At 64.8% G+C, this 14,171-nt stretch carries 12 protein-coding genes; 1 reads left to right on the top strand and 11 read right to left on the bottom strand.

The window, feature by feature from the left end; translation table 11 throughout:
• Window positions 1–265 precede the first annotated feature (265 nt).
• The 10 genes from QVN30_RS06280 to QVN30_RS06235 all read right to left on the bottom strand — a co-directional run bounded on the left by QVN30_RS06280 (window position 266) and on the right by QVN30_RS06235 (window position 11,040).
• Entirely contained in the window at window positions 266–1,666 is a 1,401-nt protein-coding gene (locus QVN30_RS06280) for a polysaccharide deacetylase family protein (RefSeq protein ID WP_289835812.1), read from the bottom strand.
• Between the two features lie 160 nt (window positions 1,667–1,826).
• Entirely contained in the window at window positions 1,827–2,582 is a 756-nt protein-coding gene (locus QVN30_RS06275; protein ID WP_289826881.1) for a PRC-barrel domain containing protein, read from the bottom strand.
• Entirely contained in the window at window positions 2,583–2,975 is a 393-nt protein-coding gene (locus tag QVN30_RS06270) for a YtxH domain-containing protein (protein ID WP_066831321.1), read from the bottom strand.
• Window positions 2,976–3,115: 140 nt separating this feature from the next.
• On the bottom strand, window positions 3,116–3,862 hold the full coding sequence (locus tag QVN30_RS06265; RefSeq protein WP_289835811.1) for a hypothetical protein: 747 nt from the start codon (window positions 3,860–3,862) through the stop codon (window positions 3,116–3,118).
• A gap of 52 nt (window positions 3,863–3,914) precedes the next feature.
• On the bottom strand, window positions 3,915–5,255 hold the full coding sequence (locus QVN30_RS06260; protein ID WP_087200807.1) for a hemolysin family protein: 1,341 nt from the start codon (window positions 5,253–5,255) through the stop codon (window positions 3,915–3,917).
• Between the two features lie 91 nt (window positions 5,256–5,346).
• A complete protein-coding gene (gene trhA, locus QVN30_RS06255) occupies window positions 5,347–6,198 on the bottom strand; it encodes a PAQR family membrane homeostasis protein TrhA (RefSeq protein ID WP_289835810.1) in 852 nt (283 codons plus the stop codon).
• A 211-nt stretch (window positions 6,199–6,409) separates the two neighbouring features.
• Window positions 6,410–7,606 carry a DUF362 domain-containing protein gene (locus QVN30_RS06250; RefSeq protein ID WP_066831315.1) on the bottom strand — a complete coding sequence of 399 codons (1,197 nt, stop codon included), beginning with the start codon at window positions 7,604–7,606 and terminating at the stop codon, window positions 6,410–6,412.
• Window positions 7,607–7,694: 88 nt separating this feature from the next.
• Complete coding sequence (locus QVN30_RS06245) at window positions 7,695–8,885, bottom strand: ABC transporter permease (protein ID WP_289835809.1); 1,191 nt, start codon at window positions 8,883–8,885, stop codon at window positions 7,695–7,697.
• Window positions 8,872–10,095, bottom strand: coding sequence for an ABC transporter permease (locus QVN30_RS06240; RefSeq protein WP_289835808.1), 1,224 nt, complete (start codon window positions 10,093–10,095; stop codon window positions 8,872–8,874). The genes QVN30_RS06245 and QVN30_RS06240 overlap by 14 nt, the downstream gene beginning before the upstream one ends.
• Before the next feature lie 9 nt (window positions 10,096–10,104).
• Window positions 10,105–11,040, bottom strand: a complete 936-nt coding sequence (locus QVN30_RS06235) for an ABC transporter ATP-binding protein (RefSeq protein ID WP_087200813.1) — start codon at window positions 11,038–11,040, stop codon at window positions 10,105–10,107.
• A 335-nt stretch (window positions 11,041–11,375) separates the two neighbouring features.
• On the opposite strand from QVN30_RS06235, the gene QVN30_RS06230 reads away from it, so the two are divergent.
• On the top strand, window positions 11,376–12,146 hold the full coding sequence (locus QVN30_RS06230) for a helix-turn-helix transcriptional regulator (RefSeq protein ID WP_289835807.1): 771 nt from the start codon (window positions 11,376–11,378) through the stop codon (window positions 12,144–12,146).
• A 69-nt stretch (window positions 12,147–12,215) separates the two neighbouring features.
• On the opposite strand, the gene QVN30_RS06225 is transcribed toward QVN30_RS06230, so the two are convergent.
• Entirely contained in the window at window positions 12,216–13,742 is a 1,527-nt protein-coding gene (locus QVN30_RS06225; protein WP_289835806.1) for a Mur ligase family protein, read from the bottom strand.
• Window positions 13,743–14,171 lie beyond the last annotated feature (429 nt).

The following is a 14,171-nucleotide window of genomic DNA, read 5'->3' as shown; positions in this document are numbered from 1 at the left end:
GGGACGCGGCGCGGCGCCCTTCTGGGCACCGCGATCAGGCTGCGATGCCGAACGGGCACCGGACGGGGACTTGGCCGTCTTCCCCTGTGGACTCTTCTCATGCATGTCGCTCATCGGACCATCTTTTCGTATCGACCACGTCGCGCAGCGGTACGCAACGTCGAACAGGCTGTGTCCATCATGACCTTCGTCGCGGCCGCAACCCTGCATGCCTGCGACAACCGGATGATTTTCGACGATTCCTACATCATGATTGTATTTTTATCTATTCGGATTCCCCCTCACCCTCATCTATTTCAAGCGATAGATGAGGCAGGACGGCATCCGCGGGCATCGAGGTGCGAGACAGGTCGAGCGTGTCGGCCAGCTCCTCGTCGGTCTTGATGAGCTCCGAGAGGCTCACGATCTGATAGCCCGCGTCTTGAAGGCGCGAAAGCAGGGTCGGCAGCAGCTCCAGGGTCTGCTCGCCGCACGAGTCGTTGTCGGTCAGAAGGATGATGTCGCCGTTGCCGACCGAACCCATGACGGTCTCGATCACCGAATCGGCGCCGGGCAGCAGGTAGTCGCCCGAATCGATATTCCACGTCACGACCGCGCTCACCAGATCCATGGCCTCGGTCCAATTCTGCTCGGAGAACAGACCGTAGGGCGGTCGCAGCAGCGCGCAGGTCGTATCTGCGGCACGGTCGATCGCGTCGAAGCCCTGGGTGAGCTGCTGGCGCAGGTCGTCACCGGACAGCGTCGTGAGGTCGACATCGTTTTGACCGTTCGAGCCCAGCTCGTTGTCGCTGGCGGCGATGCTTGCCACCGCAGCCTGGTTGGCATCGACCCGATCGCCCTGCATGAAGAAGGTCGCCGTGGCGCCCGCGTCGGAGAGCACCCGGAGGATCTGCTCGGTATAGCTGCTGGGGCCCTCGTCGAAGGTCAAGGCCACGTACTTCCCGTCCGCCGGAGAGACGGACGTCGCGCGCACCACGCAGTTCTGGACCTCCTGCACCACACCGCGATCGGCGGTGATGCCGGAGACCGCGCCCGTCCACACCTCGGTCCTTCCAGGGATGCCCCAGGTTTCGACGTACTGGATGGGGCCGCTGCCCTTGAGCGTCAGCGTCGGCTGGATCGCGGTGGCCTGGACCTCGTGCTCCTCGTAGACATCGCGCCCGTCGCCGATGGTGAGCTCCTCGCCACCCGTGAGCTGGGTGGTATCGAGCTCGGCGTTGTCGATCTGCTCGCCGTTCAGCACGACGGAATAGGCCTCTCCCCCGCGCTTCTCGAGCACGCTGTCATCGACCGCCAGCAGATCGCCCGCACGATAGCTCAGCTCCTGGTCGTCGATGAGCTGCTGGATGGTCGAGTTGATGCGCACCGAGCTTTCCGAACCGTTCAAGGTGATGGGCACGCTGCGGTTGATGTACCACACGACGCTCGCCACGAACAGCAGGGCGGCGCAGGCGACCGCGATGATCGCATAGGGTCGGCGCGAATCGTTGCGGCGGGGCATCATGCGGCCGCGACCGTGGCGTCCGAACCCCTGCGTATGGTGGAGATATTGCGCCCCCGGCCGGCGCTTGCCCTTGCGGCGCGCAGAAGGCAGCTGGTTGCCGTTGCTGCGCCGATAGTGGGGCTTCTTCGAGATTTTGGAGTAGGAGGTGGTGTAGTTAGGCAATGGTTCTCCCCTTGGTGCGTTTGGGAAAACTGTACCATTGTTGGCCGTGCAATTTTGGGGAAACACCGATCAATCGCGTCCGCGGCACCCGGCACGGGGCGACCGGCGCGAAATGAATCGATCAGCGGTTCCCCGAGGACTCATCCCAAAATTGCACGCGCTACTTCTTTTTCTTCTTGGGCGCCCCCGCCGCCTTGCGATACTCCGCGGCAAACGACGAGAACATCCCCTTGGTCTTGCCGAGCTGCTTGCCCAGCGCGCGGCTTCCCTTGTCGAGCGCTTTCGAGCCGTGCTCGTCGATCTTGGCCGCACCCTTTTTGACCTTGTCGCCGATCACGACGGTCGCCTCGGCCGCCTTGGCGGCAGCGCCGCCGGAAAGCTCCAGCTCGCACACCTTGTCGGAAACGACCATGGCGCCTTTTCGGTAGCCCTTGAGGTAGGAGGCGGGCATCTCGATGTCGCCCACGAGCATGCTCGAGGTGCTGCCGTTGGTGATCTTGAATGTGGAGACCTTGCCGGTCTTGGCGTCGAAGGCGCAGTCGGCGCAGTAGCCCATGGCCTTACCTGAAACGGTCACGACATCCATGCCGGTCCAGATGAGGCACTCATCGAGGTTGATGCCCAAGCGCTTGGCCGCCGCATCGTCGTAGTTCTCCTTGCCGTCGGCCACCGCGATCACGCCTTCATATACCTTGAGCGCGTCGAGTGCCACGAAGCGATCGGGCTGCTTGATCATAGCGGCGACATCGGGCAGCTTGACCATGAAGCCCACGACGCGCAGACCGTCGGGCGAGAACACGGCAAAATGCACCCGCCCGAGCCGCTTGGGCTCGCGCGGGGTGCCATCCTTGTTGGTTCGCTTGGATTCGGCGGGCATGCGGTAGATGCGCGCGCCCTGGAGATCGGCGACGAGCATTTACGCCTCGGCAGCGGCCTCAGCGCCCGCAGCGGGGGCATCGGTCACGACGGACTCGACGACGACGTCGGCGGCGGGCGTCACGTTGCCCCCGGCGATGGCGTCGTTGAGCTGCTCGCGGAGCTGATCCATGCGCTCGCGGGCCAAATCGACCTTGGCGCGAAGCTCATCGGTCTTGGCGTCCACCATGGGGCCGAAATCGGTTGCGGCGGCACGGGCCGTATCGACGCCCTGCTCATACATGTCGCGTGCGCTGTCCCATGCGTCGTTGGCCATGTCGGCGGCCATGGCGCGCGTCTCGGCGCCCGAGCGAGGAGCCACCAGGATGCCGGCGACCACACCAGCGGCGGTACCCAAGACCGCGCCTGCGACAAAACTGAATCCCTTACCCATGTTGCTCCTCCCGTATAGAGTGAACGTTGTCGATGGAGTCTTCATTATACCTGCGTGTACCCACTCGGGGCATCGCATAGACCCAAACGGCGCCGGGTGGCCCGTATCGATGGGCCGCCCGGCGCCGTTTGCGGTCGGTTTTACTCGGAACGGCGGTTGGACGCCGCGCCGCCGAACATCGGGCGGAACACGTCGGCAACGCGCTTGGCAGGCGCATGACCTGCCATCTTGGCCCGCATGCGCAGGCCCTCGGTGTCGATGGCGCGACGCGGGGCATCCTGGCGGGGTACGGCGGCCTCCGGCTGAACCGGAGCCTGGGCCTCAGTCGCCGAGACGGGTTCGGGGCTACCCTCGGAATCAGTGCCCTCCGCTTCCACGTCCTCGGCGGCGTCGGCGGCCTGCTCCCCCTCGCCGCGCAGATTGAGCACCAGGCTGCGCAGGGCGGCGACGGTGCCGGGAAAATCGGGCGCCGGCGCCGAGGCGTGCAGGAACGCCCAGTCCATCATGAAGGATGCAGAGGAAAGCGCGCCGACGGTCAACGCGTCATCGGGGCATGAAAGCTCGACGTCGAACAGGCGCTCGTCACCGGGGACCGCACGGGTGCGCCCGCACGACACGTTGCCGCCCAGGCCGGTCTCGTTCATGATCTCGACCGTCAGATGCTCAAGCAGGTGCGCGAGCTCGGTATCGCCCATGCACTCCTGGAATTCACGGCCGGTGTCGCCCAGGCACAGATGCTTGGCGATGGCCGGCGCCAGATAGTAGACGCGCGCCGTCGCCTCGATATCCTCCGAGGTCTTGAGAGGCATGCCGGGGTTGACCAGCACGCGGGCGCAGAGCTTGTCGACGCCCACCGTGATCTTCAGGATGTTGAACAGCTGTGCCATGAACGTTTCCGCCTTTTCGTCTTTCGCTACGCCCGCGGCAAGCCGCGAACCGTTACTTATCATTATGCCCGTCTTCGGCCTCGTCCGCAGGCTTGGGCTCTGCGTCGGGGTCGGGACCGGTCACGCGGATGAGCGAGATGCGCTGCCCGCGCATGGACTGCACCTTGAACTTGTACCCGTCCTGCTCGAAGACGGCGCCGATATCGGGCACCGAATCGCACAGATCCAAGATCCAGCCGGCAAGGGTCTCGTAATCGTCGCTTTCCTCGATGGGCCAACCGAGCTCGGCAGCATCATCGCACGAAAAACGTCCGTCGACCAGCCACTCGCGGCGCGACAGGCGGGTGAGGTACTTGTTGTCGGGGTCGAACTCGTCCTCGATCTCACCCACGAATTCCTCGACGATGTCCTCGATCGTGATGACGCCGGCCGTTCCGCCGTACTCGTCCACCACCACAACCATCTGTTCATGCGCCGTCTGCATCTCGGACAGCAGCGGCAGGATGTCCTTGGTGTCCGGAACGAAGGTGGCATCGCGCACGTAGTCGCTCACCGGGGAGTCCGACAGGCCCTCGAGGGCGGGGCGGATCAGATCCTTGATGTGGGCGATGCCCACGATGCAGTCCTGGTCCTCGCGATAGATGGGAATGCGGGAGAAACCGGTCTCGCGCATGACGGTGAGGACGGACATGATGTTGTCGTCCTCTTCGCACATGGTGACGTCGACGCGCGGCACCATGACCTCGCGCGCCACGGCATCGCCCAGGTCGAAGACCTCGTGGATGATGCGCTTCTCCTCATCGAGCAGCGTGTCCTGCTCGCTGATCATGTACTTGATCTCCTCCTCGGAGACGTTCTGGCGATCATCGGCGCTCTTGATGCCCAGCAGCTTGGACAGGCCGTTGGCGGAGGCCTGGGTTAGCCACACGAGCGGCTTGGCCAGGTTGCGGAAGGTGGAGATGGGGCCGGCGACGGACTTCGCCATGCCCTCGGCGTCCGCGAGGCCGATGCGCTTGGGGACGAGCTCGCCGATCACGATGGACAGATACGACACGACCAGCGTGATGATGATGGGCGAGATGACCGGGGCGATTGTCGTGAGCGGGCTCAGGCCGAACGACTCGAGCCAGGTCGCCAGCGGATCGGACAGCGTGTTGGACGACACGGTCGCGGAGAAGAAACCGACGAGCGTGATGGCGACCTGGATGGTCGCGAGAAAGTCGGTGGAATCCGTCGAGAGCTCGAGCGCCTTGGCGGCGCGCCTGTCGCCCTCCTCGGCGTCGTGCTCGAGGCTGGCGCGCTTTGCCGTGGTGAGCGCCATCTCCGACATGGAGAAATAGCCGTTCAGAAGCGTCAGAAGAAGCGTTGCGATGATGGAAATTGCTATGCCCATAGCGTAATGATCGAACCTCCGAGGTCGAGTGGAAACGTGGCGATCCGCCTGCGCGGATGACGGTACGGGTGGCGCGAGGGCGCCCGAACTATCAGATCACGAAAAGGATCACCACCATGAAGACGAAGATACTGCCGGCAAGCACCCACAGGTGCCAGACGCTGTGCATGTAGCGAATGCTCTTCATGAGGTAGAAGATGGTGCCGATGGTGTAGCACAGGCCGCCGACGACAAGGAGCGCGAGCGCGAGCGGATCGAGCGCCGCCACGAGCTGGGGCAGACGGAACACCACGAGCCAGCCCATGACGAGGTAGATGATGATCGTCACCCAGCGCGGCTGGCGTTGACGTCCGACGATCTCGAAGGAGATGCCCGCGAAGGCGAGCGCCCAGATGACCACGAACATGACGATGCCGCCGTACGGCTCGAGCGTGATGAGGAGAAACGGGGTATAGGAGCCCGCGATAAGCAGGTAGATGCAGCTGTGGTCGATAGTGCGGAAGATGCGCTTCGCCGCGGGCACCTGGATGGCGTGGTACAGCGTCGACGCAAGGTACTCGAGGATGATCGAGACGCCGAACACGATGGCCGAGGCCATATGCGCAGGCGCCGCGCCGCCGAGAGCGGCCTTCACGATGAGGAGCACGAGGCCGGCGATGCCGAGCAGGACGCCGATGCCGTGCGTGATGGAGTTCGCGATTTCTTCGCCGACCGTGTAGTGCGGCGGTTCTTTGGGATTGCGCCCACGGTCCTGCTTGCAAGGGTATTTGGGGCAGGAGCGTCGCCGTTTGGGGCAGGTGGCGCATACATCCTCGACGGCGTCGTCGCGCACGTCGGTTACCACCTGAACAGGTGAGGGATCATCGGATTCGGGCACCGGCGCGGACGAGCCGCCCGGCACCGTGGTACTTCGCGATGTGGAACTGTCGCCTGATGCGGACATGTTGCTGAGCAATCCTCCAAATATAGACCGCTCAAAACTATAGCAAACGAGCAGGGTGTCGTACAAGTAGCAACGTTTTGGGTCGTTTGGGGACGGGTTCATCTTCGTCGACGACATGTCGTCGACGAAGATGAACCCGTCCCCAAACGACCCAAAACGCCGCCCGCCCCAGGACAATCCTGGGGCGGGCAGCCCAATCGACTGCTTGTCGCTACTTCATCGTGATGAGCTCATAGCGGCTCGTACCCAGACCGATCTTCTCGGCGTGCTCGATGCAGGAGCGCCAGTTGGTGTCGGGATGGGTCATGTTGAAGTGGTCGTGCTCGCAGCGCTCGGGGATGCCGCCCTCGGCCTCGAGCTTGTCGCGCATGTCGGTGAGCTCGGTGTTCGGCAGCGCCGGCGCGGCCAGCGCCATGTCGATGCAGGCCTGGTCGATGGCGACCGGGTCGAAGCTCGCGAACATGCCCAGATCGGGCACGATGGGCGTGTCGTTCTCGGCATGGCAGTCGCAGTTGGGGCTGATATCGATGGCGAGCGAGATATGGAAGTTGGGGCGATCCTGCACGACGGCCTGCGTGTACTCGGCGATCTTGCAGTTCAGCACATCCACGGCCTGGTCGTAATCCGGCTCGATGGCATCCTGGTTGCAGGCGCCGATGCAGCGGCCGCAGCCCACGCAGCGATCGTGATCGATGTGCGCCACCGGAACCGTCACGACCTTGCCGCTCTTGAGCTCGCGCTCGCGCGTCTCCTCGAACGTGATGGCGCCGTGGGCGCAGATGCGCTCGCAGGCACGGCACCCGATGCAACCTTCCGTATGGACGCTGGGCTTGCCCGACGCGTGCTGCTCCATCTTGCCGGCGCGGCTGCCGCCGCCCATACCCAGGTTCTTCATGGCGCCACCGAAGCCGGCCTGCTCATGGCCCTTGAAATGCGTGAGGCTGATCACGATGTCGGCGTCCATCAGCGCGCGGCCGATCTTGGCCTCCTTGACGTACTCGCCGTTCTTCACCGGCACGAGCGCCTCATCGGTGCCTTTGAGACCGTCGGCGATGATCACATGGCAACCGGTGGCATACGGGGTGAATCCGTTCTGGTAGGCGCAATCGATGTGCTCGAGCGCGTTTTTACGGCTGCCCACGTACAGCGTGTTGCAGTCGGTCAGGAAGGGCTTGCCGCCGAGCTCCTTGACCACGTCGGCGACGGCGCGGGCGTAGTTGGGACGCAAAAAGCTCAGGTTGCCCAGCTCGCCGAAATGAATCTTGATGGCGACGAACTTGTTCTCGAAGTCGATCTGATCGATGCCGGCGCGGCGAATCAGGCGCTTGAGCTTATCGACCTGGCTCTCGCGGCCATGGCTGCGAAGATCGCAGAAATATACCTTGGACGGTTCGGTGATGGTATCCATAAGATCCCCTCTGTGTCGTATGGATTACTGGCGCGAGCGCATTGTACCAAACGCCCATGCGGTGCGAACCGGCACGGCCGCGCCAGCCCTACTGAACAGGACGGGAGCGAGCGGCAGCGAGCCCGATGGCCGCAAAGGCCACGGCGAACAGCGCCGTGATGCCCATGCCGCAACCGGCCTCGGCGAGCACATCGGCCGTGAGCTGCGGAGCCGAGAGCAGCGAAGCGACGGCCTCGTTGGTCCAGAAAGCCGGTGAGAACCGAGCCGCAGTCTGCACGGCGTCACCCAGCAACGCAATGGGCACCCATGCACCGCCCAGAAAGGACATGATCAGGCCGCCGATATTGCCGAGCGCGTTGAGCCCTTCCTCGCCCACGCCCAGCATGGCGAGCATGAAGGCGACGGACAGCGGCACGAGGGCGAACACGAGCATGGCGACGAGCGCCAGCATCACCTGGGCCGGTGCGGCGACGAGCGTGCCGATGCCGCTCGACACGACCCCCACCGCGCTCGTAGCCGCCCACACGCCCACCGTGATCACAAGGCAGCCGAGCAGCATGTGCAAACCGAGCCTGCGGGGACGCAAAGGCGATGCGAGCATACGGCGGCGAACGTCGGGCTCCGTCATCTTGGAGAGCACGAGGCCCACGCAGACCACCACCGAGCACATGAGCGTATAGGTGCTGAAGCTCAAATATGTCTGCAGCGGATACGCGGAGCTCGTGGCGACCTCGGCGGCCTCGACCTCCACGTCAGCACGGCGACCCGCCGCGGCATCGACGGCGGCGGCGACCTCGGCGGCGCTCGCCTCGGGCTCCAACGCCGCCTCGGCGCCTGCAAGCGAGACCCAGCGGGCGGCCTGCTGCTCGGCAAACGCCGACGCCTGCGTGTAGCCGCCGTACGCGACCTGCAGACGCGGCAGCTCGCCGTCGCTGCGCGCGGCAGACAGGCAATCGTCCTCGAACCCCTGGGTCACGATGATGACCGCATCGACCTGATTGGTCGCCAGCGCATCCTGCAGCGCGAACTCCTCGTCGGGGACGTCAGCCACATCGTGTATGCGGGAGAGATAGCCCTCCAGGGCTTCCGACAGGTCGGAATCGTCGCGATCGATCACGGCCAAGCTCGCCCGCGCGGGTTCATATGTTTGGATATCCTCCTCGACGTAGGCGGCACCGCCGGTGACAAACGATCCGATGAGGGACAGAAATAGCACGTACACGCCCAGATAGATGGGGTGCTTGAACGCGATGGCGAGAGCGGTCCTAAAGATGCGCATAGCGATGCCTCCTGAACAGCGGGGCCGCGCACGCGAAGAGCACCGCGCCCCATGCGACGCAGGCGAGCAGGCGGGCGGCGAACGGCACCAGGGACTCGTAGAAATACAGGCTGTAGAACAGGTCGCATACGAGCTTGGTGGGATTGATCCACGCCGAGACGGGCACGGCGCGCGCGATGCTGTCCGCCAGCTTCATGGTGGGTTCGCCGTACAGGCCCGCAAAGATGGACAGCACGCAGGTGAGACCCGTCAGGATACCCGATCCCGACGTTGCCGACCCCTTGAGCGGCAGCGATCCGACAAGCGCCCCCAACCCCGTGGCCATGCAGGCTCCGGCAGCCAAGGCCAAAAGGCACAGCCCCTCGCGTCCCTCGAAATCGATACCGACAACGAAGCGGATGAAGGCGAACGCCACGGACAGGAAGATCGCCGACAGCGCCCACGAGCCCAGCAGGGCGCCCGCAAGCTGCCGGATGCGGCTCGTGCCGGCGATGCAGCGGCGCGCCGCCACGGCGGAGGCCGTGGGCCTGATGTTGCTCACGGCGATCATGGAGAGCTGGGCCACGAACATGGTGGCCATGCCCATAAGGGCATAGTAGTAGCGCACGGTCTCGTCAGGCGTGCCGCGCGTCAGCGAGATGTGCTCGGTGTCGGCCGCGAGCGACAACGCGCGCTCGACGACCTGCGGGTCGGACAGGGCGGAAGGGTCGCGTGCGACGAGGTCCTCCAACAGCGCCTCGGACTGGATATAGGAGCTCGCCACGGTTTCCAATATCGAACGGTTGATTCCGTAGCTTCGCCCCCGATCTCCCTGGTGCGCCGAAGAATACTCAGGTGCCACGGTAAGCTGGACCTCCCCCGCATCATCGACGCGAAACACGCCGTCGACCTCGCCAGTATCCAGTAGATCGCGGGCCTCTGCGAGGGTTTCGACCTCGGTGACGGCGAGCAGGGCGGCACCGGAGTCGTCCCCGGAGACGTCGCCGCCCTCATCGGCTAGAGCGCTGACCGCCTCCGCGAACATCGAATCATCCCAGGTGGCATCGGCCACCACCGCAACCGGCACGGCGTCCACCGATCCGTCGTTGCGCATACTTGAGAACATGAACATGAACAGCGTCGCCATCAGCACGGGAAACGCGAGGGCCCACACGAGCGCGCTGGGCGTCCTCAGCAGCATGATCACGGTCGCTTTGAAGGTACTTCGCATGATGGCCCCCTAATCGCGCAGCTCGCGGCCGGTAAGCTCGAGAAACACATCGTTTAAGGTCGGAGGCTCGGCGTACACGCGCCCCAACTGCACACGGGCCGCTCCCAGCACCCCGAGCACGTCGGTGAGGTTGTGCGGGCTCGCCTCGCAGCGCACGGTGAGCGTCTGGTCGGCATGGCCCGCCTCCAGCACGTGGGGCAGCGCGCGAAGGCGCCGCAATACGGCATCGGACACCGAGGGGACCTCGATCACGATCTTCTCGCCCGTGGACACCATGCGCTTGAGCTCCTCGTTGGTGCCCTGCGCCAGCACGCGGCCCCCATCCATGATCATGATGCGCGAGCAGATCTGCTCGACCTCCTCCATGTAATGGCTTGTATAGACCACGGTCGCGCCCTCGTCGCGAAGCCCCTTGATGCCCGCGAGAATGGCGTTGCGGCTCTGCGGATCGACCGCCACGGTGGGCTCGTCGAAAAAGATGAGCTCGGGCTTGTGCGCAATGCCGCACGCGATGTTGAGGCGGCGCAGCAGGCCTCCGGAGAGCTTCTTGGGGCGGAACCCCGCGAACTCGGCGAGGCCCACGAAGTCGATGGCCTCATCAACCAACGCGCGGCGGCGCGCGCGGTCCGATACGTACAGCGAGCAGAAGAAATCGATGTTCTCGCGGACCGACAGCTCTTCGAGCACCGCCACCTGCTGGGGCACGATGCCGATCCTCCTCTTGAGGTCATAGCGCGCCGGCGCCATATCCTCGCCGAACAGGCGGATCGAGCCCCGATCGTATGTGAGCAGCTGGAGCATGCAGTTGATGGCCGTGGTCTTGCCGCTGCCGTTGGGCCCCAGCAGTCCGAATATCTCCCCCTCGGCGATATGGAGATCGAAGTGGTCGAGTGCGAGCAGCTCGCCATAGCGCTTGACCAGTCCGTCCACCGCGACGATATCCATGGATGCCTCCCATCCGGTCCTCGATCCGGCACGACGCCGAACCCGCCTGCATCGGCACCTCGGGCAGGCGGGTGCCGCGCGGCCGATCATTTTGGAAACCATGCTGCGTCCAGTGTGCTCGAGCACCGCGTCGAGCGCCAGTGACATTTGTCATGGTCTCTATTTTCGCAGGTAGATAGCATTTGTTGTGCACGCTTGCGCACCGATGGACAAAGGGAGGCGAACGCAGCTTGAACCCCCGGGCGCCCGCCGCGCAACACGGGCATGAGGCCGATCCGCCATCGCAGCCGCCTTCTTCAGGCAGAAGGAGGAACCTCCCTTGCTATGATAGGAACATGGAACGCACGATCGACAAGCTTCTGGTCTTCTGCGGGTGCGCAGCCTGCCTTCTGCCCCTCCTTCCCGGGGGCCTGGGCACCGCTGGCGTCATCATGACGCTGCTCGCCATCTGCAGCGCCGCGCTGTCCGATGCGCTCCCCGAGCGAATTCGCGCAGCGATGCCCATCTGCTACTGCATATGCGCTTTGTCCACGCCCGCGGGAGCAGGTTTCATTCCCCTGGCGCTCTACGACACCGTACGCGACCTGCACCGCAGCGACCGGATGCGCGCCTCATGGATTGCGCCGGTCGCCTCGCTGTGCATATCGGCCGTCCTCTGGCGGCCCGAGCTGCTCACCCTGTGCGCCACGGCGGCCCTCAGCGGACTCGCCGCGGCGCTCTCGGCGCGCACGAGCCGCATGCTCGCCCGGCAGGCGACCCTCAACCGCACGCGCGACGACCTGACCACGCACGCCCGAGCCCTCCTTGACCGGGCACGGGGCCTCGAAACCCGCCTGGACGACGCGCTTCGGCATGCAGATACGACGGATACGGCATCCCGGGCAGCGGGCGCGGACGAACCCGAAAGGCGACCCGCGGCCTTCGCCTGCCTCACCGACCGTGAATACGAGGTCGCCCGCCTCATAGCCGAAGGGCTGGACAACCGAGAGATCGCGGCGGCGGCCTATATGGGCGAGGGCACCGTCCGCAACCACATCAGCTCAATCCTCTCCAAGCTGCGGCTCAAAAATCGCACGCAGATCGCCATCGCGTTCTGGCGCGGCTGAGCAGGAGCCCATGCGGGCATCGTTATGCGCATGGAGGGCGAGAACCCGTCTTTCGGCAGCGCGCGCGAGTTACTCGGCGCTTCCCCGACGGATACCGAGCGCTCTGTCGAGCTGAACGTTATCGGGCTCATAGGGCTCGCGCACGCCGTTGCGCAACATGAAGGCGTCGTCGCCCTTGCCCGCCACGACGATCACGGCGGGACCGGACGTCTCGCGCACGATCGTGCGAATCGCCTCGACGCGGTCGAGCACGATCTTCCAATTCTCGTTGCCCTGGGCGGCGACCGCACGCGCGATGGCGTCGCAGATGTCAGCCGGATTCTCGGGACCGGGGTCGTCCTCGGTGATCACGATGCGATCGGCGAACTTGCCGGCCGCCTCCCCCATCGTCTCGCGACGATCGACGCCCTTGCCGCCCGTCGATCCAAAGACCACGGCGATCTCGCGCTCCGGATAGGTCTGACGCAGCTCGCGCAGCAGCATTTCCAGACTCATGCCGTTGTGCGCATAGTCGACGACGCCGACGATACGGCCGTCGTCGGAGCGATGCATCTCCATGCGGCCGGGGACGCGCACCGCCTTGAGGCCTCGCTCGATCGACGCTCCCTCGACGCCGAGCGCCACCGCGCAGGCGATCGCCGCCAGCGCGTTCGACAGGTTGAACGTAGCGGGCGTCGGAAGGTCGATGGTCAGCACGCCCGCAGGCGTCTGCACGCGAGCGCGCAAGCCCGAATCGCCGCGCACGGCACCGAGCGCATGGATGTCCGCCCGCACGTCGGAGAGCGAGTAGGTGAGCACGCGCCCGCAGGAGCGCGCGGCCTCGAGCACGCGGTCCGCCACATCCATGTCCAGATTGACCACCGCGACGCGGCAGTTGTGGAACAGCATCAGCTTGCTGGCAAAATAGTCCTCGAGCGTCGGGTGCTCGATCGGCGAGATATGGTCTTCACCGAAGTTGGTGAACGCGCCCACGGCAAACTCGATGCCCAGCGTGCGATGGAACTTGAGCGCCTGGCTCGACGCCTCCATCACGATCTGCTGGCATCCGGACGCTGCCGCATTGGCGATGCGGCGCTCCAGGGTAAACGGCTCGGGCGTCGTCAGCAGGCTCTCGCCTCGCTCCGCTCCGTCATCGAACTCGACGCCGGTCAGGAAGGCGGGCGCTACGGCGCCGTTGCGTCGAGCATGTTCAGCGAGGATGCTGCGCAGATAGTACACGCAGGTCGTCTTGCCCTTGGTGCCCGTGAACGCGCAGACCTGGGTCCGTGCGGACGGATGATCATAGGCGGCGTCCGCAAGGAGGCCGAGGGCGCGACGGATGTCGCGCACAAGCACGCAGGGGGCATCCACGCCGTAATCGACGGTAGAGACGTAGGCGACGGCGCCGGCGCCGCAGGCATCGATAAGGTACTCGCGCTTGAACGCCGCGCCCTTGCAGACAAAGAGCGTCCCCGGAACCGCCTCGCGTGAATCATCCGTCGCGCAACGGATCTCGAGCTCGCCTGCGACCTCAGGAGCCTGCAACAGATTGCCGTCCTGCGCAAGGATCGAAAGATAGTGCTCGAGCGGATACGTTTGCTGGATGGCGGCGGGCATGCGCACTCCCTGATGTCTGCGTTCAGATTCGGTCATAGACACCAAGTGTACTCCAAGGGCGCACGGCGTGCCCCGATTCGGGCCGCCCGCAGTGCGACCGGCAAGGCGCCGCTGGCGGATTCCAGGGCCCGTATGCGCACGGTGGAAAAACCGCACCGCAAAACTGCAGGAGCGAGGGGGTTGGTACATCTTGAAGACGAATTTGGTATCAACTCGGGAAGTACGGATGGAAAACGGCCATACTTGACAAGCTTGTGACCTGCGGTTTCTTTGCTCGGCCTATTCCGGAGACCCGGAGAGGTGCCCTCGATCCGCCCACAAGTGGCCCTTTTTACCGTCAGATTGATACCAAATTCAAAACGGGGTGCCCTCGCGTCTTGGTAAAACCTTTTATCGGGGTGCGGTTCTGCACGTGGGCGGATACAGCGG

Origin of the sequence: Collinsella ihumii (assembly GCF_030385545.1) — a bacterium.
Lineage (GTDB): Bacteria > Actinomycetota > Coriobacteriia > Coriobacteriales > Coriobacteriaceae > Collinsella > Collinsella ihumii.
The sequence above is the reverse complement of the archived record's forward strand: the minus strand, read 5'-3'. Positions and strand labels throughout refer to the sequence as shown.